Annotated in this window: 20 protein-coding genes; 11 read left to right on the top strand and 9 right to left on the bottom strand. The window is 74.1% G+C overall.

The genetic code is table 11. From position 1 onward, the window contains the following. Window positions 1-169 precede the first annotated feature (169 nt). Together ACGF5G_RS13390 and ACGF5G_RS13385 are read left to right on the top strand one after the other, a co-directional pair. Entirely contained in the window at window positions 170-1,498 is a 1,329-nt protein-coding gene (locus ACGF5G_RS13390; protein ID WP_393262296.1) for a M20/M25/M40 family metallo-hydrolase, read from the top strand. A gap of 62 nt (window positions 1,499-1,560) precedes the next feature. Then, on the top strand, window positions 1,561-2,211 hold the full coding sequence (locus ACGF5G_RS13385) for a hypothetical protein (protein WP_350704635.1): 651 nt from the start codon (window positions 1,561-1,563) through the stop codon (window positions 2,209-2,211). A gap of 75 nt (window positions 2,212-2,286) precedes the next feature. Here ACGF5G_RS13385 and ACGF5G_RS13380 read toward each other — a convergent pair whose 3' ends face one another. The 3 genes from ACGF5G_RS13380 to ACGF5G_RS13370 form a co-directional block, all read right to left on the bottom strand. Then, on the bottom strand, window positions 2,287-2,478 hold the full coding sequence (locus ACGF5G_RS13380; RefSeq protein ID WP_053655860.1) for a DUF5703 family protein: 192 nt from the start codon (window positions 2,476-2,478) through the stop codon (window positions 2,287-2,289). A 181-nt stretch (window positions 2,479-2,659) separates the two neighbouring features. Beyond that, window positions 2,660-3,814: an SseB family protein gene (locus tag ACGF5G_RS13375; protein ID WP_393262293.1), complete on the bottom strand. Its 1,155-nt coding sequence runs from the start codon at window positions 3,812-3,814 to the stop codon at window positions 2,660-2,662. Then, entirely contained in the window at window positions 3,811-4,281 is a 471-nt protein-coding gene (locus ACGF5G_RS13370; protein WP_393262292.1) for a YbaB/EbfC family nucleoid-associated protein, read from the bottom strand. The genes ACGF5G_RS13375 and ACGF5G_RS13370 overlap by 4 nt, the downstream gene beginning before the upstream one ends. 41 nt (window positions 4,282-4,322) lie before the next feature. On the opposite strand from ACGF5G_RS13370, the gene ACGF5G_RS13365 reads away from it, so the two are divergent. Continuing rightward, a complete protein-coding gene (locus ACGF5G_RS13365; RefSeq protein WP_393262290.1) occupies window positions 4,323-4,910 on the top strand; it encodes a hypothetical protein in 588 nt (195 codons plus the stop codon). Window positions 4,911-4,932: 22 nt separating this feature from the next. Then, on the top strand, window positions 4,933-5,835 hold the full coding sequence (locus tag ACGF5G_RS13360; protein ID WP_393262289.1) for a hypothetical protein: 903 nt from the start codon (window positions 4,933-4,935) through the stop codon (window positions 5,833-5,835). Window positions 5,836-5,988: 153 nt separating this feature from the next. On the opposite strand, the gene ACGF5G_RS13355 is transcribed toward ACGF5G_RS13360, so the two are convergent. The 3 genes from ACGF5G_RS13355 to ACGF5G_RS13345 form a co-directional block, all read right to left on the bottom strand. Further along, on the bottom strand, window positions 5,989-6,402 hold the full coding sequence (locus tag ACGF5G_RS13355) for an SRPBCC domain-containing protein (RefSeq protein WP_393262287.1): 414 nt from the start codon (window positions 6,400-6,402) through the stop codon (window positions 5,989-5,991). Further along, entirely contained in the window at window positions 6,399-6,710 is a 312-nt protein-coding gene (locus tag ACGF5G_RS13350; protein ID WP_393262285.1) for an ArsR/SmtB family transcription factor, read from the bottom strand. The genes ACGF5G_RS13355 and ACGF5G_RS13350 overlap by 4 nt, the downstream gene beginning before the upstream one ends. Before the next feature lie 74 nt (window positions 6,711-6,784). Then, window positions 6,785-7,756 carry an aldo/keto reductase gene (locus ACGF5G_RS13345; protein ID WP_357696938.1) on the bottom strand — a complete coding sequence of 324 codons (972 nt, stop codon included), beginning with the start codon at window positions 7,754-7,756 and terminating at the stop codon, window positions 6,785-6,787. Window positions 7,757-7,934: 178 nt separating this feature from the next. Between ACGF5G_RS13345 and ACGF5G_RS13340 the strand changes: the two genes are divergently transcribed. After that, entirely contained in the window at window positions 7,935-8,987 is a 1,053-nt protein-coding gene (locus ACGF5G_RS13340) for an LLM class F420-dependent oxidoreductase (protein ID WP_393262283.1), read from the top strand. Beyond that, window positions 8,984-9,820: an undecaprenyl-diphosphate phosphatase gene (locus tag ACGF5G_RS13335; protein WP_357696942.1), complete on the top strand. Its 837-nt coding sequence runs from the start codon at window positions 8,984-8,986 to the stop codon at window positions 9,818-9,820. The genes ACGF5G_RS13340 and ACGF5G_RS13335 overlap by 4 nt, the downstream gene beginning before the upstream one ends. A gap of 100 nt (window positions 9,821-9,920) precedes the next feature. Here ACGF5G_RS13335 and ACGF5G_RS13330 read toward each other — a convergent pair whose 3' ends face one another. Next, window positions 9,921-10,529, bottom strand: coding sequence for a helix-turn-helix domain-containing protein (locus ACGF5G_RS13330; RefSeq protein ID WP_393262280.1), 609 nt, complete (start codon window positions 10,527-10,529; stop codon window positions 9,921-9,923). A 122-nt stretch (window positions 10,530-10,651) separates the two neighbouring features. Here ACGF5G_RS13330 and ACGF5G_RS13325 point away from each other — a divergent pair, with 122 nt between their 5' ends. The 4 genes from ACGF5G_RS13325 (at window position 10,652) to mshC (ending at window position 14,207) form a co-directional block, all read left to right on the top strand. After that, window positions 10,652-11,365 carry a histidine phosphatase family protein gene (locus ACGF5G_RS13325; protein WP_393262278.1) on the top strand — a complete coding sequence of 238 codons (714 nt, stop codon included), beginning with the start codon at window positions 10,652-10,654 and terminating at the stop codon, window positions 11,363-11,365. A gap of 124 nt (window positions 11,366-11,489) precedes the next feature. Continuing rightward, window positions 11,490-12,065, top strand: a complete 576-nt coding sequence (locus ACGF5G_RS13320) for a DUF3090 domain-containing protein (RefSeq protein ID WP_393262275.1) — start codon at window positions 11,490-11,492, stop codon at window positions 12,063-12,065. Continuing rightward, complete coding sequence (locus ACGF5G_RS13315) at window positions 12,062-12,880, top strand: SCO1664 family protein (protein WP_393262272.1); 819 nt, start codon at window positions 12,062-12,064, stop codon at window positions 12,878-12,880. Before ACGF5G_RS13320 ends, ACGF5G_RS13315 begins: the two co-directional genes overlap by 4 nt. A gap of 88 nt (window positions 12,881-12,968) precedes the next feature. Next, window positions 12,969-14,207, top strand: a complete 1,239-nt coding sequence (gene mshC, locus ACGF5G_RS13310; protein WP_393262270.1) for a cysteine--1-D-myo-inosityl 2-amino-2-deoxy-alpha-D-glucopyranoside ligase — start codon at window positions 12,969-12,971, stop codon at window positions 14,205-14,207. A 131-nt stretch (window positions 14,208-14,338) separates the two neighbouring features. Here mshC and ACGF5G_RS13305 read toward each other — a convergent pair whose 3' ends face one another. Then, window positions 14,339-15,130 (bottom strand): GntR family transcriptional regulator, encoded by a 792-nt coding sequence (locus ACGF5G_RS13305; protein ID WP_393262267.1) that lies wholly within the window; start codon window positions 15,128-15,130, stop codon window positions 14,339-14,341. A 126-nt stretch (window positions 15,131-15,256) separates the two neighbouring features. Beyond that, window positions 15,257-16,126 (bottom strand): PAC2 family protein, encoded by an 870-nt coding sequence (locus tag ACGF5G_RS13300; RefSeq protein WP_357093678.1) that lies wholly within the window; start codon window positions 16,124-16,126, stop codon window positions 15,257-15,259. Window positions 16,127-16,388: 262 nt separating this feature from the next. Between ACGF5G_RS13300 and metH the strand changes: the two genes are divergently transcribed. Beyond that, complete coding sequence (gene metH, locus ACGF5G_RS13295) at window positions 16,389-19,904, top strand: methionine synthase (protein ID WP_393262264.1); 3,516 nt, start codon at window positions 16,389-16,391, stop codon at window positions 19,902-19,904. Window positions 19,905-19,917: the final 13 nt, after the last annotated feature.

The raw sequence follows: 19,917 nt of genomic DNA, 5'->3' as shown, positions 1-19,917 counted from the left end.
GGCGGCGGGCGGAGCACGTGGTGGGGTGCGGTCGCGACCGGCGGTACCCGACCGCGCCGGCGGCGAAACCGGGCGGCGGTACGCGCCCGCCCCGGCGGCCCCACCCCGCCGCGCCACAGGGGCGGGACGGGGCGACCGGAGCGGACCGGTCGGCTGGTATGAAGAAGCGATGACGAGCGACCCCGCCTCCGCCCTTCCCGACCCCACCGACGAGGTCGTCGGCCTGTGCCGCGACCTCCTGCGGATCGACACCACCAACACCGGGGACAACGACACCAGCGTCGGCGAACGCGTCGCCGCCGAGTACGTGGCGGAGAAGCTGGCCGAGGTGGGCGTCGAGTCCGCCATCCACGAGTCGGCGCCGGGCCGCGCCAACCTGGTCGCCCGCATCCCGGGCACCAACCCGAGCCGCGGCGCCCTGCTGGTGCACGGCCACCTCGACGTGGTCCCCGCCGACGCCGACGAGTGGTCGGTACACCCGTTCTCCGGGGAGCTGCGCGACGGCTACCTGTGGGGCCGCGGCGCGATCGACATGAAGGACTTCGACGCGATGGTGCTGGCCGTGGTGCGGCACTGGCAGCGCACCGGGGTGCGCCCGCCGCGCGACATCGTGCTCGCGTACACCGCCGACGAGGAGGCCGGCAGCGACTACGGCGCACACTTCCTCGTCCAGCGGCACCGCGATCTCCTCGACGGCTGCACCGAGGCCATCGGCGAGGTCGGCGGCTTCTCCTACTCGGTCAACGACGAGCAGCGGCTCTACCTGATCGAGACGGCCGAGAAGGGCATCGACTGGCTGCGCCTGCGCGCCAAGGGCCGGCCCGGGCACGGCTCGATGGTGCACGACGACAACGCCGTCACCGCGCTCGCCGAGGCGGTGGCCCGGGTCGGCCGGCACCGCTTCCCCGTGGTGGTGACCGACACCGTCCGGGCCTTCCTGGAGGAGGTCTCCGACCTGCTCGGGATCGAACTCGACCCGGAGGACCCGGAGACCGCCATCGCCAAGCTGGGGCCGATCGCCAACATCATCGGCGCGACGATCCGCAACACCGCCAACCCGACCCGGCTCGCCGCCGGCTACAAGGACAACGTCATCCCCGGCCGGGCCACCGCCACCATCGACTGCCGCAGCCTTCCCGGGCAGTCGGAGCTGCTGGAGCGACAGCTGCGCGAGCTGGTCGGCCCGGACATCGTCATCGAGTACATCCAGCGCCAGCCCGCGCTGGAGACGACGTTCGACGGCGACCTGGTCGACGCGATGTCGGCGGCGCTGCGCGCGGAGGACCCGGGGGCCCGGCCGGTGCCGTACATGCTCTCCGGCGGCACCGACGCCAAGGCGTTCTCCCAGCTCGGCATCCGATGCTTCGGCTTCGCGCCGCTGCGGCTGCCCGCCGACCTGAACTTCTCCGCGCTGTTCCACGGCATCGACGAGCGCGTTCCGGTGGACGGACTACAGTTCGGCGTGCGGGTTCTCGACCGGTTCCTCCGCACCTGCTAGCCCCCGTCCGGAACGCCAGTGTTCCGCCGGGGAACCTCCCCATCGTGAAGGGACTGACCCACATGACCGACCAGCACGGTGAGCTGGACGCCGCCCTCGAGCGCGTGATCGATGCGGCCCGCCACCACCTGGCCGCCGTCCGAGCCGCGCAGGGCCGCGTCGACGACGACGACGTCTGGCAGGCGTACGTCGCCCTGAACAACGCCTCCTTCGCGTACGACGAGCAACTCCTGGACGCCTTCGGCGAGGTCACCCCCTGGGACGTCGAGTCGATCGACCCGGACGAGGCCGACGAGCGCTTCGGCGGGGAGGGCGTGGAGCCCACCGACCCGCACCCGCGGGTCATCTCGGTGCGCCAGCGGCGCGACTACCGGGTGCCGAGCGTGTCGGCGCTGATCCGGGTGGCCGAGGCGGCCCGCCGGGAGGGCACCCCGGCCGACGACGAGCCGGCACCCGTCGAGGGGGTCGGTGAGGCGGTGCTGGAGCTGCTCCAGAGCGGCGACGGCTCGCTCGGCGCACTGGACGTGCCGGAGCTGGAGCCGCTGGACGGTGTGGTGATGGTCAGCGAGGTCGGCACCCCGGTGGACCTGGAGTCCTTCGACGACGACGACCCGGTCGGCCCGTTCCAGCCGGCGCCCGACGACCGGCTGGTGGGCCGGCTCGACGAGCACCCGTTCCTGGAGCTCGACGACGAGCACGACCACGCCCACTAGGGCGGCGGCGCCCCGGGGCCCCCGGCAGTTCGGCCGGGCCCCGGGGCGTCCGCGTACCGGCGGTGCCGCCGGTGATCAGTACGACAGGCCCGGCTGCGGCTGGTTGACCCGTCGGCGGCGCAGCACCACCTGGCGCGTGCCGTCGCGGAACAGCCGCACCCGGGCCAACTCCCACCCGGAGAACTCCGCCTGGATCGCCAACTGCGCCGCAGCGGTCAACCGGTCGACGTTCGGCGGCAGCCGCAGCGGCGCGTACTCGTAGTCCATGAGCCCTATGCTGCCCAGCCCGGCGGCCGTCCGCCACCCCCTCGCCGGTGACCCGCGCCGCCGTCCGGCGCCCGGGTGTGAGGTGGCCCACCCCGGGCCGGGGCCCGTCGTCGCCCCCGCACCGGGCCGGTCCACCCGACGCCGGCCGGTCCCGACACCTCCTAGTCGAGCGGCGCGCTGTCTAGTCGAGGGGCGCGCCGTCGACGGGCGGGTTCGCCGCCAGCAGGGCGGCCAGCGCCGGCGGTGCCAGCAGCAGCGTCCGCGGGGTGCCGGCGTCCACCGCCAGCCCCCACGCCGGCTCCGGCCAGTCGGCGAGCAGGTCCGCGCAGGGCATCGCGACAAACGGCACGCCCGAGCCGGCGAACGCGGCCAGGGCGTCCGGCGTGGTGAATACGGGCAGCAGCGGCGCGCCGGCCGCGTCGGCGACAACCGTCCAGGGCACGTCGCGGTCCGGGCCCGGCTCCGCCGCCAGCGGTACGCACACCATCGAGGCGGCCAGGACGCCGAGGTACGCCGGCAGGTCGCGCCGCGCGACGGCGTCGCCGAGAAGGTCCTGCACCGTCCGGCCGCCCTCCGCCGACCCGCCCCCGACGGTCGGCCCGGACCCGGTGAGGGCCGACCGGTCCCGGTCGTCGGCGGTCAGCCCGGTTCCGCTCGCGGCGGTCGGGAACGACCCGGCTCCTTCGTCGGCATGCGGTCCGGTCCCGGTCGCGGCGGCCCTGCCCGGCTCGTCCGGGGCGTCGGCGGTGGGCGCGGTGCCGTCGGCGGGCCGGTGGGCCGAGGTAGCGGCCGGTCCGCTTCGCTCCGGCCGGTCCCCGGCGGGCGGCTGCGGGACGGCCGGAACGGGCGGGGGCGGCGGTGCGGCGGGCGGGGCCACGGGCACGGCCGGGCCGGCGGGCGGCCGGGGGGCCGGCGCCGCCACCGGCCGGACGGGCGGCGCGGCCACCTGGGGCCGGGGTCGCGGCGAGCGCGGCAGCGTCGGCCTCGGCCGCACCCGGGGGCCGGTGGGCGGGAGGATCTGGCAGGACAGCGCGTCGGGTTCCGTGGTCAGCACGGCGGCAGCGGTCCGCGCCACGAACCCGCTCCACCAACGCAGGCCCTCGGGGGTGCGCGGCGTTTCGTGCCACCAGTCGCCGGCGCTTCGCGGCGCCTGCCAGCCGAGCTCCGCGAGGTGCCGCTCGTCGTAGGCCGGGCAGATTCCCCGGACCCGGTTCCGGCGCACCATGAGGTGCAGCCGGCGGGGACCGGCGGCGAGTTCAAGGTCGGTGTCGTGGTCGCAGCGGGACAGCGTGTCGTGCAGCCGGGCGACGACGTCGGGCCAGCCCAGCGAGGTCATGCCGTCGGCCCCGGGAGGCGCCCGTCGAGCCGCCCGAGCCGCCCCATGGCCTCCTCCAGCCGGCCCAGCGAGGCGAAGTCGCCGGGGGTGCCGAAGATTTCGCCCAGGCCCGCGCCGAGCGTGACGTCGAGGCCCTCGGTGCGCTCGCCGAGCTGCTCCGCCGCCGCCGTGCGGGCCTGCCGGTACGCCGCCAGCACCATCGCCGCGAGGTCCTCCGTGCCCACGCCCAGCGCGGTCGGCGCGAGGCTCAGGTCGGTCAGTTCGCCGGTGGCGTCGACGGTCGCGGACACCAGTCCACTGTCGTCGGTCGCGGTGCCGCTCAGCCCGTCCAGGTCGTCGCTGAGGCCGGCGAAGCGGCGTTCGATGTCGGCGAGCCGTCCGGCGAGGGCGTCGAACGCGGACAGCAGGTCGGACACGAGAACCTCCCGGACGCGGCGCCGGTCCGGGGTGGCGACCGGCAGCCCCATGATCGTATCGTCGTCCCGCCGGGCGACGGGGGAGGAACGGCATGGCGGACGTCGACGTCGACGTGCAGGCGGTACGGCGACTGGAAGCGGCGGCGAAACAGGTGGCCGCCTCGCTGACCGCACTGGAGAGCCGGATCGCGTCCGCGGGCGACGTTCCCGACGGGGCGTTCGGGCACCTGCCGTTCGTCAGCGACCTGCTCCGCGAGAAGTACGCCGAGCAGGTCAGCGGCGGCACCGGCCAGAAGTACGCCGACAAGCGCCGCGCCGCCGGCGACCCCGACAAGTGGTTCCACAAGTTCACGGATCCGGCGAAGGGCAGCTGGAAGCTCGGCAAGCCGGGCACGCCGTTCGACATGAGCACCTTCGAGCGCGTCGGGGCGCTGCGGGCGCACGGCATGGCCGACGGGGCGCGGATGATCGGCCGGGACTTCGTCTCCAACCTGCCGTGGAACGTCCCGAACGCGGTGGTGCACGGCGCGACCTGGGGCACCGTCGCGGTGGTCTCGGGGCTGTCGGTGCCCGGCACGGACCAGCTCGACGACAAGATCGACGGGGCGGTCGCGGGCGGCGCCGAGTGGATCGACCCGAATGTCTTCGGGCAGCCGGCGGAGCAACCAGCCGGCCGGTGAGGGCCGATCGAGGAGGTGGGGCGTGACCGGCGCCCGGGGTCGACTCGGCCGACTGACCGACGCGGTGCTCGGCGGGGCGCGGGCCGCCCGCGACAAGGCCCGCGAGCTGCGCGACGAGTTCCGCACCAGCGACGAGCCGGAGCGCGCCCTGGTCGCGCCGCTGCTGCCCGGCGAGGAGATCCGCTACGTCGGCCTGGCGCCGGTGCGGGCGCCCGAGAACCACCGGGCGGGCGGCCATCTCGCCGACCGGGTGAACGCCGAGCTGGCCGAGGCGCTCGACCCGCGCGCGCTGTTCGGGCTGCTCCACATCGTCAACCCGGTCGCGTGGGTCGACGCCGTGATGACGCCCGTGCGGGTCGTCGCGGGCGTCCTGCTGCTGCCGGGCAGGGCGGCCGTCCTCGCGGCGAGCAGCCCGGAGGCGGCCGAGGCGGACGAGCCGGGCCCGGCCGCCGAGCCCCGGCAGCCGCTGCCGCTCACCGCCGAACAGGAGGCGTTCCGGGCGCTGTTCCGGCTCAGCCGCTACCGGCCGCTGGCCGACCAGCTCGCGGAGATCGCCTATCGGCGGCGGTACGTCTTCAGCGGCGACCTCGCCACGCTCGCCGGCAGCCTGCTGCTGTTCCTGGAGCGCTACACCGGCACCCCGCTCGCCGTCACCGACACCCACCTGTACCTGCTGCGGATGGGCCGCCGCCCCGACCCCGACCGGGAGGACCGCCGCCGCCCCCAGGTGCTGTGGAGCGTGGACCGGGGGCGCATCGCCCGGATCGACTCCGACCACGGCGCCGCCCGCCTCGCGCAGTTCCCGTCCACCATCGTGTTCGACGACGGCTCCTGGATCCGGATCGTCAACCCGGCCACCCGCGACGACCAGGCGCGCTTCCTCGCGGCCGTACGCGACATCCCGGGTCGGCGCCCCACGGCCTGAGCCGGCGGCGTCCGCCGCAGCGGCGCGGACGCCGGTGTCCCGTCTCGCATGGAACGGAGGCGGACCGCGACCGAACCCGTGCCACGGCCACCGGGCGTGCCACCGGCGCCCCGAGCCGTGTCGGCCTCCGCCCCGGCGTGCCCTGACGGAACGTCAGTCGGTGGGTCGGCAGGCGGTCCGTGCGAGCTGCGGCAGCACCTTGTCCCGCCACCCGGGCCCCATCCGGCCGAAGGCGTTCCGTTCGGACTTCTGGTCGAGGTCGAACCCGCTGTGCTCGAACAACAGGCGCGTGCCGTTGCCCTCCGCGACCAGACGCCAGGTCAGTGTCCAGCTCTCGTTGAAGGTGTAGACGAGCTTCTCCTCGGGGACGACCTCGACGACTTCGCAGGCCACCGCTCCCCAGCCGGGCATCTGGAGGTGGAAGCGGTGCCCGAGGACGGCGGCGATGTCGCCGGGCACCCACCAGCGGGCGAGCAGCTCGGGTTCGGTGAGCGTGCGCCAGACCTTGCTCGGCGGGGCGGCGACGAACTGGTCGACGGCGATGCTGTCGGTGTTGGTCGCGGTCACTTGTCCTCCTCGGCGACGTCGGCGAGCGAGCGCAGTCGCTGGCGCCAGAATCGTTCGAACGGGTGGAGCCAGTCGCCGACCTGGGCGAGCGGCTCCGCGGTGAGGTGGTAGTGCCGTTGCCGGCCGCTGGGCTCGTCGTGCACCAGCGCGGCACGCCGCAGCACCTGCAGGTGCTCGGCGACCGCGGGCCGGCTCAGGTCGAACTGGCTGGCCAGGTCGCCGGCCGTACGGGGCCCCTCGGCGAGCAGCTGCAGGAGTCTGCGGCGGACCGGGCTCGCCAGCGCGAGGAACACGTCGTCGTCAGGCACCACCACAAGTTATGTCGGGGATTGCCGACATGTCAATGATTTCCGACACGTTGGCGCCGTCGCGGCGGGGCAGGTCAGCCGTCGCGCTCGGGGTAGCCGACCGGTACGGCCGACACGTCGTCCAGCGCGGTGATGATCTCCTCCGGCAGCGTCATCCGCTCGACCTGGAGCGCGCCGAGCAACTGCCCGACTGTCCGCGCGCCGAGGATCGGGGCCACCACCCCGGGCCGGTCGCGGATCCAGGCCAGCGCCACCTCCAGCGGCGAGACCCCCAGCCCGCCGGCCGCGGTGGCGACCGCCTCCACGATGCTGGAGCAGCGCGGCTCCAGGTAGGTGGCGACGAACCGCTCGAAGTGCGGCGAGGCCGCCCGCGAGTCGGCGGGGCGGCCGTGCCGGTACTTGCCGGTGAGCACCCCGCGGCCCAACGGCGACCAGGGCAGCACCCCCAGCCCGAGGGCCTCGCACGCGGGCAGCACCTCCCGCTCCACGCCTCGCTCCAGCAGCGAGTACTCCACCTGCGCGGCCACCACCGGGGCGCGGCCCGGCCAGGCGGCCTGCCAGGCGGCCGCCCGCGCGGTCTGCCAACCGGAGAAGTTCGACACCCCGGCGTAGCGGACCCGGCCGCTGGCCACCGCGTGGTCCAGCGCCGCGAGGGTCTCCTCCAGCGGGGTGTCGGGGTCGTAGCCGTGCACCTGGAACAGGTCGACGTGGTCGGTGTTGAGGCGGCGCAGCGAGGCGTCCAACGTCCGCAGCAGGTGCCCCCGGGAGCCGTCGCGGCGCCGGCCGCTGCCCGGCCGCAGCCCCGCCTTGGTGGCGATCAGCAGTTCCTCGCGCGGCACCAGGGTGCCCAGCAGCGACCCGATGACCGACTCGGCGTCGCCGTCGCCGTAGACGTCGGCGGTGTCGATCAGGTTGCCGCCCGCGTCGAGGTAACTCTTCAGCTGGGCGGCCGCATCGTCGGCGTCGGTGTCCCGGCCCCACGTCATGGTGCCGAGCGCGAGCCGCGAAACCGCCAGCCCGCTTCGGCCGAGCGGTCGCTGTTGCATGGGTGAACCTTATTTCGAACCGGGCCGCGCGGACATCCTCGCTCCCGTCAAGTCTGCCGGGCGCGTCGTGTTTCCGACCGCTCGGGTCGCCCCCCGGTTGCGGTGAGCCGGTGATCGGGGCGTTCTCCCGCATTGCGTAACCTGATGCGACCTGTGGTGCGGATGGGGGAGGACCTTAGTGCGACTCGGGCTCAGCCTCGGATACCAGACGGCGTGGAGCACGCCGGCCGATCACCTGGCTCTCGCCCAGGAGGCGGACCGGCTCGGCTACTCGGTGGTGTGGGCGGCGGAGGCCTACGGCTCCGACTCGCCGAGCATGCTCGCCTGGCTGGCGGGGCAGACGGAGCGGATCGACGTGGGCAGCGCGGTGATGCAGATCCCCGCCCGCACCCCGGCGATGACCGCGATGACCGCGGCCACCATCGACTCGCTCTCCGGCGGCCGGTTCCGGCTCGGCCTGGGGGTGTCCGGTCCGCAGGTCTCCGAGGGCTGGCACGGGGTGCGGTTCGGCAAGCCGCTGGCGCGGACCCGCGAGTTCGTGGACATCGTGAAGCTGGCCGTCGCCCGCAAGGAGGTCGCGTACGACGGCGAGTTCTACACGCTGCCGCTGCCGGACGGGCCCGGGAAGGCGCTGCGCCTCGGCTTCCACCCGCCGCGCGAACACATCCCGATCTACCTCGCCGCGGTCGGCCCGAAGAACCTGGAGCTGGCCGGGGAGATCGCCGACGGCTGGCTCGCCGTCTTCTACGCCCCCGAGTTCGCCGAGGAGCAGCTCGCGTCGGTCCGGGCCGGGCGGGCGAAGGCCGGCAAGGAACTCGCCGGCTTCGACGTGGTCCCGTCCGTGCCGGTGGTGGTCGGCGACGACGTCGCGTCCTGCGCCGAGCTGGTCCGCTTCTACGCGGCCCTCTACGTGGGCGGCATGGGCAGCCGGCAGCAGAACTTCTACAACCAGCTCGCCACCCGGATGGGTTACGGCGACGCCGCCCGCGAGGTGCAGGACCTCTACCTGGCCAAGCGGCAGCGTGACGCCGCCGCGGCGGTGCCGATGGAGTTCATCGACCGGACCTCGCTGCTGGGCCCGAAGGAGCGCATCGCCGAGCGGATGCGCGAGTACGCGGCCGCCGGCGTCACCACCCTGTCGGTGGCCCTGTTCGCGGCGGACCGGGACAGCGGCGTGCAGACGCTGCGTACCGTCGCCGAGGCGCTGGAGCTCTCGGGAGTCGGCGAGTGACCTGGGTCGAGGCCATCGTCCTGGGCATCGTCCAGGGACTGACCGAGTTCCTGCCGGTCAGCTCGTCGGGGCACCTGCGGATCACCTCGGCGATCTTCTTCGACCGCGACGCCGGGGCGTCGTTCACCGCGGTCACCCAGTTGGGCACCGAGGCGGCGGTGCTGATCTACTTCGCCAAGGACATCTGGCGGATCACCCGGACGTGGCTGGTCGGCATCCGGGACAAGTCGGTCCGCTCCAGCCTCGACTACCGGATGGGCTGGTACGTGATCGTCGGCTCGATCCCGATCGGGCTGTTCGGCTTCCTGTTCAAGGACCAGATCCGCACCGCCGGCCGCAACCTCTGGGTGGTGTCCACCACGCTGATCGTCTTCGCGTTCGTGCTCGCGTTCGCCGAGTACTGGGGGCGGCAGACGCGCACGCTGGAGAACTTCCGGATGCGCGACGGCGTGGTGATGGGCTTCGCCCAGGCGATGGCGCTGATCCCCGGCGTGTCCCGCTCCGGCGGCACGCTCACCGCCGGGCTGCTGCTCAGCCTCACCCGGGAGGCGGCGGCGCGCTACTCGTTCCTGCTGGCCATCCCGGCGGTGGTGATGTCCGGGATCTTCAGCGTCGGCGACGTCTTCGAGCCGGCGGCCCCCGGCACCTCGGTGCCGAGCGTCGCCCAGATGGTCGTGGCCACGATCATCGCCTTCGGCGTCGGGTACGCGGCCATCGCCTGGCTGCTGCGCTACGTCGCGCACCACACCCTGTACGTCTTCGTGCTGTACCGGGTCGCGCTGGGCACCCTGGTGCTCGCCCTGCTGATGACCGGCACCATCAGCGCCACCTGACCCGCCCCGCAGCCCCGCAGCCCCGCCGGCCCCCGCCTCCGCCTCGTGCGGACGGGGGCCGGCCCGGGTCCGGGGCGGGCCGTGCAGACCGTCGGCGGGGTCAGCGCCCGTCCCGTTCCTCCGAGGGGGTGGCCCTGGGACGGGCGCGCAGGTGCGCCCGCTCGCCCTGCGTGCCGAACAGGCTGAGGAACTCGACCGGCTCGGCGTCGGCGGCCCCGAACCAGTGCGGCACCCGGGTGTCGAACTCGGCCGCCTCGCCGGGGGAGAGCACCAGGTCCCGCTCGCCGAGGACGAGCCGCAGCCGCCCGTTGAGGACGTAGAGCCACTCGTAGCCCTCGTGGGTCTGCGGATCGGGCTCCCGGCGGGAGCTGCTGGCCGGGATCACGAGCTTGTACGCCTGGATGCCGCCGGCCCGGCGGGTCAGGGGCAGCATCGTCATGCCGTGCCGGGTGACGGACCGCAGGTGGATGCGCGGGTCGCCGGTGGGCGGAGCGCCGACCAGCTCGTCGAGCGTGACGCCGTGGGCCCGGGCCAGGGGGAGCAGCAGTTCGAGGGTCGGCCGGCGGGAGCCGGACTCCAGCCGGGACAGCGTGCTCACCGAGATGCCGGTCGCCCCCGACAGGTCGGCCAGCGTGGTCGCGCGCTGCCGGCGCAGCGCGCGCAGCCGGGGTCCCACCGCGCCGAGCGCCTGGTCGAGATCGTCGTCCATGCCGCCAGTTTGCCAGCCCGGCAAACATCACTTGCCACCTTGGTCGGTGCGGGGCCGGATGCGGCGGCCGCGACGGACGCCGCGTACGCCCGCCGCCGGGCGCAGGATCATAGGGTGTCACCGTGGCGACCCTTCTGCTTCTGCGACACGGCCGGACGACCGCGAACGCGGACGGCGGGCTGGCCGGCCGCCAGCCGGTCGAGCTGGACGACACCGGCCGGGCCCAGGCCGCCGCGGTGGGCGAGCGGCTGCGGCCGGTGCCGCTGGCGGCGGTGGTGACCAGCCCCCTCATCCGCTGCCGGCAGACCGTGGAGCTGGCGTTGCCCGGGGCCACCCCGACGGTGGAGGAGGGCCTGACCGAGTGCGGCTACGGCACCTGGGAGGGACAGCCGCTCAAGAAGCTGGCCAAGGAGCCGCTCTGGCCGGTGGTCCAGCAGCACCCGAGCGCGGCGGTCTTCCCGGAGGGGGAGGCGATGGCGGCGATGGCGGCGCGGGCGGTCGCCGCGGTGCGCTCGTGGGACGCCCGGGTCGCCGCGGAGCACGGCCCGGAGGCGGTGTGGCTGGCGTGCAGCCACGGCGACGTGATCAAGGCCATCGTGGCCGACGCGCTCGGCGTACACCTGGACCTGTTCCAGCGGATCGTGGCCGATCCGGCGTCGGTGACGGCGATCCGCTACACCCCGCTGCGGCCGTTCCTGGTGCGGCTCAACGACACCGGCGGCGACCTGGCCGCCCTGGTGCCGCCGCCGCCCAGGCGACGCCGCCGGGCGGCCCGGGCCGCCGGCGCGGCCGACTCCGACGCGGCGGTGGGCGGCGGCGCGGGGGCAGGCCGGTGACGGCCCGGCGGCGGCCCACCGCCACGCCCGGGCCCGGCCGCCGCCCAGCCGGGCGCGGCGGGCGCGCGGCGATTCGCGTCGGTGGGGTACGCGGTGCCGTGGCGCGCCGGATAGGGTCGTGGGTATGACCCACCAGGTGCACGCCTTCGAGCCGCCGGAGCGGTTCGTCGCCGGGACCGTCGGGCCGCCCGGGGAGCGCACGTTCTTCCTCCAGGCGCGCGGCGGCGGCCGGCTGGTCAGCGTCGCGCTGGAGAAGGTCCAGGTGTCGCTGCTCGCCGAGAAGCTGGAGGAGCTGCTCTCCGAGGCGCAGCGCCGCTTCGGTGTGGAGCTGCCCGAGCCGGTGGCCGCCGTCGGCGACAACGACCCGCTGGACACGCCGGTCGACGAGGAGTTCCGGGTCGGCACGCTCGGGCTGGCCTTCGACGTCGACACCGTGACCGTGGTGATCGAGGCCATCGCCGCCGGCGAGGCGGAGGCCGAGGTCGAGCTGGGCGAGCCGGACGACGACGAGGACGTCGACGACGAGCCGGACGACGACCTCGACCGGCTCCGGGTGCGGCTGACCCCCGAGGCGACCCGCGCGTTCATCGAACGGGCCCGGCGGGTGGTCAACGCCGGCCGCCCGCCCTGCCCGCTGTGCGGCCAGCCGCTCGACCCGGCGGGTCACCTCTGCCCGCGCCACAACGGTTATCACCGGTGACCTCGTCGGAACTCCAGCCCCGACAGGACGGCGACGCCGCGCTCCGACTGCTCCGCGACGGCCGGCTCGACCTGGAGGGGCGACTCGTCGACGCCTCCAACACCACCCTGCGCGGCATCCTGACCCTCGACGGGGCGACCGCGCGGTGCGTCTACAAGCCCGTGCGGGGTGAGCGTCCGCTGTGGGACTTCCCCGAGGGCACCCTGGCCAGCCGGGAGGTCTCGGCTTACATGGTCTCCCGAGCCACCGGGTGGGACCTGGTCCCGCCCACGGTGCTGCGGGACGGCCCGTTGGGGCCGGGGTCGTGCCAGCTCTGGATCGACGAGCCGGCGGAGGCCGAGCCGCTGGTCGGCTTCGTGCCGGCCGACGCGCTGCCGCCCCGCTGGTTCCCGATCGCCGCGGCCCGAGACGACGACGGCACGCCCTACGCGCTCGCCCACGCCGACGACCCGCGGCTGGCCCGCCTCGCGGTGCTCGACGCGGTGATCAACAACGCCGACCGCAAGGGCGGCCACGTGCTGGTCGGCCCGGACGACCGGATCTACGGCGTGGACCACGGGGTGAGCTTCCACGTCGAGGAGAAGCTGCGCACGGTGCTCTGGGGCTGGGCCGGCCGGCCGCTGCCGGGGGATGCCGTGGAGATGCTCGACGCGCTCGCCGGCCAGCTCGCCGGCGCGCTCGGCGCGGAACTGGCCGACCACCTCACCATCGGGGAGATCGCCGAGCTGGCCGCCCGGGTCGACCGGATGCGCCACACCGGCTGCTTCCCGCAGCCGCCGCAGGACTGGCCGGCGGTGCCCTGGCCCCCCATGTGACCGCCCGACACCGCTCCGGCGGGGCTGTCACGATGATCACTTGTGGGGTGGCCGTGTCCGGGTCCGGCGGCTGGTTAGGCTGACGGTCATGGACTCTTGGGTGGGGCACGAGGTGCCGCGGCTGCCGGGCAGGGGCGGGCCACTGGCGTTGTTCGACTCGGCGCGGCAGGGCGTCCGGCCGAGCGAGCCGTCCGGCACCGCGACCATGTACGTCTGCGGCATCACCCCGTACGACGCGACCCACCTCGGCCACGCCGCCACCATGATCGCGTTCGACCTCGTGCAGCGAATGTGGCGGGACGCGGGCCTCGACGTGCGCTACGTGCAGAACGTCACCGACATCGACGACCCGCTGCTGGAGCGGGCCGAGCGCGACGGCGAGGACTGGAAGGTCCTGGCGATGCGCGAGACGGCGCTGTTCCGGGAGGACATGGAGGCGCTGCGGATCATCCCGCCGGCGCACTATGTGGGCGCGGTCGAGTCCATTCCCGACATCGCCGAGAAGGTCCTCGTGCTGCTCAAGGAGGGGGCCGCGTACCGCTTGGAGGACGGCACCGGCGACGTCTACTTCGACATCGCCGCCGCGCCCCGGTTCGGCTACGAGTCCAACCTGTCCCGCGAGCAGATGCTGGAGATCTTCCCCGAGCGCGGGGGCGACCCCGACCGGGCCGGCAAGCGCGACCCGCTCGACCCGCTGCTGTGGCGCGGCGCCCGCGAGGGCGAGCCCTCCTGGCCGGGCGGCGACCTGGGTCCCGGCCGCCCCGGCTGGCACATCGAGTGCGCGGTGATCGCGCTCAACCTGCTCGGCGACCGGATCGACGTGCAGGGCGGCGGCAACGACCTGATCTTCCCGCACCACGAGTGCTCCGCCGCGCACGCCGAGCGGCTCACCGGCGCGGCGCCCTTCGCCGACCACTACGTGCACGCCGGCATGATCGGCCTGGACGGCGAGAAGATGTCGAAGTCCCGCGGCAACCTGGTCTTCGTCTCCAGGCTGCGCGCCGACCGGGTCGACCCGATGGCGGTCCGGCTGGCACTGCTGTCCGGGCACTACCGCGCCGACCGCACCTGGACCGACGAGCTGCTGGCGACCGCGCAGCAGCGGCTGGCCCGCTGGCGGCAGGCCGCCGCCGCGCCCGCCGGCCCGTCGGGGGAGGCGTTCCTGGCCGGCGTACGCGCCCGCCTCGCCGACGACCTCGATTCGCCGGGCGCCCTGGTGCTGGCCGACGAGTGGGCCGTGGCTGCCCTCTCCGGCACCGCGACCGACCCGGCCGCCCCCACCCTCTTCGCCGACACCCTCGACGCCCTCCTGGGCATCCGCCTCTAACCCAGCCCTCGCTCCCCACGCCCCGGTCCCGACCGCGATCTTGCACTTTCGGCCCTCGACGCGCGGCGTGTGTCCGCCTTCTCCCGGCGGTAAGTGCAAGATCGCGGTCGGGCGAGGCGGGAGGGGCGGCGTCAGCCCAGGACCAGCCCCGGGTCGGGGTCCGGGGCCGGGGTGGGGGAGGGGATCTTGTACTCCTCGGTCAGCGTGGTGACCGGGCCGGGCCAGGTCGCCTGGGCGACCTCGATCGGCTTGCGGTGGCCGTCGTACGCGACGTGCAGCAGGTGCAGCACGGGGGTGTCGGGACGGATCTGGAGGATCTCCGCCTCCTCCCGGCTGGGCTGGCGGGCACTGATCGTGTCGGTGGCCGAGACGTACCGCCGGCCGGTGGCCTCCTCGGCCTCCTGGTAGAGCGGCCGGCCGAACGCCTCGGCGCGCTCCAGCGACGTGCCGGCGGTGTCGGCGGGCAGGAACCACGAGGCGCCCACCTCGACCGGCGAGTCCTCGGTGCGGACGAGGTGGCGCCGGCAGAGCAGCTCGGTGCCGTCGGCCACGCCGAACGCGTCGGCCACCTCGGGCGGGGCGGGGGCCCGGCCGACCGAGACGAGCTGCTGCCGGTACCGGGCGGCCAGGTCGGTGTGGTAGCCGCGGAAGCCGCCGTACCGGCCCCGGGAGAGCCGGTTGAGCCGCCGCCGGGTGCCCCGCACGTACGTCCCGGAGCCGGGCTTGGTGATCAGGATGCCCTCGACCCGCAACTGGTCGACGGCCCGCTGCACGGTCTGCTTCGCCACGCCGAACATCTCGGCGATCGCCGGGATGGACGGCAGCCGCTCGCCCGGCCCCCAGTCACCGCGGCGGATCTGCGCCTTGAGCTGCGCGGCGATCTGCCGGTGCGGGAACTCGGCCGCCCCCGGATTGATCTGCATGCCCGCCTCCTCGATCACAGCTAGGTTCCTAGGATGCCGTAGAGGTGGTGACGGCGCCACCCCGGACACGCGGAAAGGGCCCCGGACGAGATACGTCCGGGGCCCGGGGCAGGCAGGGGAGAGGCGCTACCAGGAGCCGGCGGTCGGGCCGGCGGAGCCGCCGCGGCGGCGCAGGTACTTCTCGAACTCCTGGGCGATCTCGTCGCCCGTCAGCGGGGTGATGCCCGCGTCGCCGACGCGTTCCTCCAACTCGCGCACGTACTCGCCGAGCTCGGCGTCCTGCTCGGCGGCGCTGCGCACCCGCTGCTCCCACTCGGCGGCCTCCTCGGCGAGGTCGGCCATCGGCACCGGCAGGTCGAGCACCTCCTCGACCCGGTGCAGCAGGGCCAGGGTGGCCTTCGGGCAGGGCGGGTTGTTGGCGTAGTGCGGCACGTGCACCCAGAACGACACCGCGTCGACCTCGGCGCGGTTGCAGGCGTCGTGCAGCACGCCCACGATCCCGGTCGGGCCGTCGTATCGGGTGGGGGTGAGCTGGTAGCGCTGCGCGGCCTCCGCGTCGGAGGCGCTGCCGCTGATCGGCAACGGCCGGGTGTACGGCACGTCGGCCAGCAGGGCACCGAGCACGACCACCCGCTCGACCTCCAGGCTGTGGCAGATCTCCAGCACCTGCTCGCAGAAGGTGCGCCACCGCATGCTCGGCTCGATGCCCCGGATCAGCACCACGTCCCGTTCGGTGCCCTCGGGGCTGGCCACCATGAAGCGCGTGGTGGGCCACTCCACCCGGCGGGTCTCGCCCTCGGCCATCGTGATGGTGGGGCGGCTGACCTGGAAGTCGTAGAAGTCCTCCGGGTCGAGCTCGGTGACCTGGCGGGCCTGCCACACCTGCTCCAGGTGCTCCACGGCGGCGGTGGACGCGTCGGCGGCGTCGTTCCAACCCTCGAACGCGGCGATCGCCACGGGGGACCGCAGCACCGGCAGTCCGTCGAACTCGGTCACGCCGTCACCTCACCCTGCTCGTCGGGGGCGGTGCCGGGACCGTACCCGGTCGCCCGCCCGCCGGGCGTGGTGCTGTCGCTGTAGTCCTTCACGTCCGTCAGCCTACGTCCCGGCGCGGGAAGCGGCCCGTCGGCCGCGCCGGTCGGGCCCGACGTCGGCCGGTCATACCGCGATGAACCGGACGGCGTGATCCCGCTGACAGAATGTGGGAAGACAAGCACGGGGGAACCCATCGGGTCGCGGCGGCACTAACCTGAACCCCGTGCGGACCTCATTGCTCGACGTGCTGGCAGACCGGATCCTCATCGCCGACGGCGCCATGGGCACGATGCTGCAGGCGGCTGACCTCACCCTCGACGACTTCGAGGGCTTCGAGGGCTGCAACGAGATCCTCAACGTCACCAGGCCGGACGTGGTCCGCGGGGTGCACGAGGCCTACCTGGCCGCCGGCGCGGACTGCGTCGAGACCAACACCTTCGGGGCCAACCTGGCCAACCTCGGCGAGTACGACATCCCGCACCGCATCCGCGAGCTCTCCGAGGCGGGGGCGCGGATCGCCCGGGCGGCCGCCGACGCGTACGCCACGCCGGAGCGGCCCCGGTTCGTGCTCGGCTCGATCGGCCCGGGCACCAAGCTGCCCACCCTCGGGCACGCCGCCTACGCGACCCTGCGCGACGCCTACCAGGAGAACGCCGAGGGCCTGATCGACGGCGGTTCGGACGCGCTGATCGTGGAGACCTGCCAGGACCTGCTCCAGGTCAAGGCGGCGGTGGTCGGCTCGAAGCGGGCGATGGCCCGGCTCGGCCGGACGGTCCCGATCATCTGCCACGTCGCCGTGGAGACCACCGGCACCATGCTGGTGGGCAGCGAGATCGGGGCGGCGCTGGCGGCCATCGAGCCGTTGGGGGTCGACCTGATCGGGCTGAACTGCTCGACCGGGCCGGCCGAGATGAGCGAGCACCTGCGCTACCTCTCCCAGCACTCCCGCATCCCGCTGTCCGTGATGCCGAACGCGGGCCTGCCGGTGCTGACCGCGGACGGGGCGTACTTCCCGCTGAGCCCGGTGGAGCTGGCCGACGCCCTGGAGCGGTTCGTCACCGAGTACGACGTGTCGCTGGTCGGCGGCTGCTGCGGCACCACCCCCGAGCACATCCGGGTCCTGGCCGAGCGCCTGCACGGCACGAGCCCCGTACCCCGCGAACCGCGGCACGAGGCGGGGGTCTCGTCGGTCTACCACCCGGTGCCGTTCGCCCAGGACGCCTCCCTGCTGATGGTGGGGGAGCGGACCAACGCCAACGGCTCCAAGGCGTTCCGCGAGGCCATGCTCGCCGGCGACTGGCGGGCCTGCGTGGAGATCGCCCGTAGCCAGGCCCGCGACGGCTCGCACCTGCTGGACCTGTGCGTCGACTACGTCGGCCGCGACGGCACGCAGGACATGCGGGAACTCGCCGGCCGCTTCGCCACCGCCTCCACCCTGCCGATCATGCTGGACTCGACCGAGCCGGCGGTGATCGAGGCGGGGCTGGAGATGCTCGGCGGGCGGTGCGTGGTCAACTCGGTCAACTTCGAGGACGGCGACGGCCCCGAATCCCGGTACGCGCGGGTGATGCCCATCGTCAAGGAGCACGGAGCCGCCGTGGTGGCGCTGCTCATCGACGAGGAGGGGCAGGCGCGGACCGCCGACTGGAAGGTGCGGGTCGCGGGCCGGCTGATCGAGGACCTCACCGGGCGGTGGGGGATGGACCGCGCGGACATCCTGATCGACGCGCTGACCTTCCCGATCGCCACCGGCCAGGAGGAGACCCGGCGCGACGGCATCGAGACGATCGAGGCGATCCGGGAGATCGCCCGCCGTTGGCCGGGGGTCAACTTCACCCTCGGCATCTCCAACGTCTCCTTCGGGCTCAACCCGGCCGCCCGGCAGGTGCTCAACTCGGTCTTCCTGCACGAGTGCCGCCAGGCCGGCCTGACCAGCGCCATCGTGCACGCCAGCAAGATCCTGCCGTTCAACAAGATCCCCGACGAGCAGCGGGAGGTGGCGCTGGATCTCGTCTACGACCGGCGTCGCGAGGGCTACGACCCGGTGCAGAGGTTCATCGAGATCTTCGAGGGCGTGGACGCCGCGTCGGCGCGGGCCGGCCGGGCGGAGGAACTGGCCGCGCTGCCCCTGGAGGAGCGGCTCAAGCGGCGGATCATCGACGGCGAGCGCAACGGCCTGGAAGCCGACCTGGACGCGGCGATGGCGCAGGGGCGCAGCCCGCTGTCCATCATCAACGACATCCTGCTCGACGGCATGAAGGTCGTCGGCGAGTTGTTCGGCTCGGGCCAGATGCAGCTGCCGTTCGTGCTCCAGTCCGCCGAGGTGATGAAGACCGCGGTGGCGTACCTGGAGCCGCACATGGAGACCGCCGAGGACGGCGGCAAGGGCCGCATCGTGCTGGCCACCGTGCGGGGCGACGTGCACGACATCGGCAAGAACCTGGTCGACATCATCCTTTCCAACAACGGCTACGAGGTCGTCAACATCGGCATCAAGCAGCCGATCAACGCGATCCTGGAGGCCGCCGAGCAGCACCGGGCCGATGCCATCGGCATGTCCGGCCTGCTGGTCAAGAGCACCGTGATCATGAAGGAGAACCTGGCCGAGATGGCCTCGCGCGGGGTCGCGGAGCGCTGGCCGGTGCTGCTGGGCGGGGCGGCGCTGACCCGGGCGTACGTCGAGGACGACCTGCGGGCGATGTTCCCCGGCCAGGTGCACTACGCCCGGGACGCCTTCGAGGGGCTGTCCCTGATGGACCGGGTGATGACCGCCAAGCGTGGCGGGGCGCCCGTGGTCGACGCCGAGCGGGAGGCCGCCCTGGCGGCCCGCCGGGCCCGCCGCGAGCGGCAGCGGGCGATCGTCAGCGAGGCGCTGCCGGCGCTGGACGACGCCTCGGTCCGCTCCGACGTGGCCACCGACGTCGAGGTGCCCGCCCCGCCGTTCCTGGGCACCCGGGTCGTCAAGGGCGTGCCGCTCGCGGACTACGCGGCGCTGCTCGACGAGCGGGCCACCTTCCTCGGGCAGTGGGGGCTGCGCGGCGCGCGGGGCGGCAAGGGACCGTCCTACGAGGAGCTGGTGGAGACCGAGGGTCGGCCGCGGCTGCGCTACTGGCTGGACCGTCTCATCGCCGACCAGGTGCTCGAGGCCGCCGTCGTGTACGGCTACTTCCCGGCGTACGCCGAGGGCAACGACCTGGTGGTGCTGGACGAGAACGGGCACGCCGAGCGGGCCCGGTTCTCCTTCCCTCGGCAGCGCCAGGAGCGGCGGCTCTGCCTGGCCGACTTCTTCCGCCCGCGCGGCGACGAGCTGGACGTGGTGGCGTTGCAGTTGGTCACGGTCGGGCAGCCGATCAGCGAGTACACCGCGAAGATGTTCGCCCGCAACGAGTACCGCGACTACCTGGAGGTGCACGGGCTGTCCGTGCAGCTCACCGAGGCCCTGGCGGAGTACTGGCACCGGCGGATCCGCGCCGAGCTGACCCTGCCGGGCGGCCGTACCGTGGCCGACGACGACCCGGCCGACCTGGCGGGGCTGCTGCGCACCGACTACCGGGGCTGCCGGTACGCGTTCGGCTACCCGGCCTGTCCGGACCTGGAGGACCGCGCGAAGATCGTGGAGCTGCTGGGCGCGGAGCGGATCGGCGTGCAGTTGTCGGAGGAGTTCCAGCTGATGCCGGAGCAGGCCACGGATGCGATCGTGGTGCACCACCCGGAGGCGAGCTACTTCAACGCGAAGTGACGGCCCCAGGTGC

Origin of the sequence: Micromonospora sp. NPDC047730, from assembly GCF_043204765.1 — a bacterium.
Lineage (GTDB): Bacteria > Actinomycetota > Actinomycetes > Mycobacteriales > Micromonosporaceae > Micromonospora.
The sequence above is the reverse complement of the archived record's forward strand: the minus strand, read 5'-3'. Positions and strand labels throughout refer to the sequence as shown.

What these genes read in the sequence shown, in the direction of transcription:
- ACGF5G_RS13375 (WP_393262293.1), bottom strand. Translation starts at nt 3,814, where the DNA reads ATGACCTCGCTGGGCTGGCCCGACGTCGTCGCCCGGCTGCACGACACG.
- ACGF5G_RS13330 (WP_393262280.1), bottom strand. Translation starts at nt 10,529, where the DNA reads ATGGACGACGATCTCGACCAGGCGCTCGGCGCGGTGGGACCCCGGCTG.
- ACGF5G_RS13390 (WP_393262296.1), top strand. Translation starts at nt 170, where the DNA reads ATGACGAGCGACCCCGCCTCCGCCCTTCCCGACCCCACCGACGAGGTC.
- ACGF5G_RS13380 (WP_053655860.1), bottom strand. Translation starts at nt 2,478, where the DNA reads ATGGACTACGAGTACGCGCCGCTGCGGCTGCCGCCGAACGTCGACCGG.
- ACGF5G_RS13305 (WP_393262267.1), bottom strand. Translation starts at nt 15,130, where the DNA reads ATGCAGATCAATCCGGGGGCGGCCGAGTTCCCGCACCGGCAGATCGCC.
- ACGF5G_RS13385 (WP_350704635.1), top strand. Translation starts at nt 1,561, where the DNA reads ATGACCGACCAGCACGGTGAGCTGGACGCCGCCCTCGAGCGCGTGATC.
- ACGF5G_RS13370 (WP_393262292.1), bottom strand. Translation starts at nt 4,281, where the DNA reads ATGGGGCTGCCGGTCGCCACCCCGGACCGGCGCCGCGTCCGGGAGGTT.
- ACGF5G_RS13365 (WP_393262290.1), top strand. Translation starts at nt 4,323, where the DNA reads ATGGCGGACGTCGACGTCGACGTGCAGGCGGTACGGCGACTGGAAGCG.
- ACGF5G_RS13345 (WP_357696938.1), bottom strand. Translation starts at nt 7,756, where the DNA reads ATGCAACAGCGACCGCTCGGCCGAAGCGGGCTGGCGGTTTCGCGGCTC.
- mshC (WP_393262270.1), top strand. Translation starts at nt 12,969, where the DNA reads ATGGACTCTTGGGTGGGGCACGAGGTGCCGCGGCTGCCGGGCAGGGGC.
- ACGF5G_RS13320 (WP_393262275.1), top strand. Translation starts at nt 11,490, where the DNA reads ATGACCCACCAGGTGCACGCCTTCGAGCCGCCGGAGCGGTTCGTCGCC.